Consider the following 611-nt stretch of genomic DNA (forward strand, 5'->3'; position numbering starts at 1 on the left):
CCGGCTCGAACTCGAACGTGGTGGCGGAGGCGAAAGACTTGAAGCCACGCACGGTCAAGGTCTTCAGATGCACCCGTCGATCCTAGCGTGCGCCTTGTCACGGGTCCGCCAGGGGAGAACACCCTGCCCGTTGAACAGGTGCCTTCCCACCGGTGGCTAGACTGACCGGGGCCGTTCTCATCCCCCCGACGAAAGCTCGTGCGTTGCCAGGAAACTCCATCATCAAGCACCAGAACGCCTCCCTCTTGTCGATCAAGAAGGTCGAGGCCGACGTGGTCGTCAAGTCGGAGACCGCCGACCAGAAGCTCGCGGAGACTTTCGGACGGCTCAAGTTGCCCACCGGGCTGCTCGAACGGTTGGCGGGAGTCAAAGAACACCGGGAGTGGTCGGAGGGTCGGCACTACACCGACGGCGCTGTGGAGGCCGCGCAGGCAGCCATGGACGAAGCCGGGATCACCCCGGACCAGGTGGGTCTGCTCATCAACTGTTCGGTGACCCGTGACGGTTACGAGCCCGCGGTGTCGGTCTCCGAACACGCACGTCTGGGCATGCCGTCCTCGACCCTGAACTTCGACATCACGAACGCCTGCCTGGGCTTCGTGAATGGGCTG

The 611-nt window shown here is 63.8% G+C and carries 1 pseudogene; it reads left to right on the plus strand.

The window, feature by feature from the left end:
• Nucleotides 1-203 precede the first annotated feature (203 nt).
• Nucleotides 204-611: pseudogene (locus GTW58_RS13545) on the plus strand (3-oxoacyl-ACP synthase III); the annotation flags it as partial.

The organism is Kocuria subflava, from assembly GCF_012163155.1.
In the GTDB taxonomy this organism is placed as follows: Bacteria; Actinomycetota; Actinomycetes; order Actinomycetales; family Micrococcaceae; genus Kocuria; species Kocuria subflava.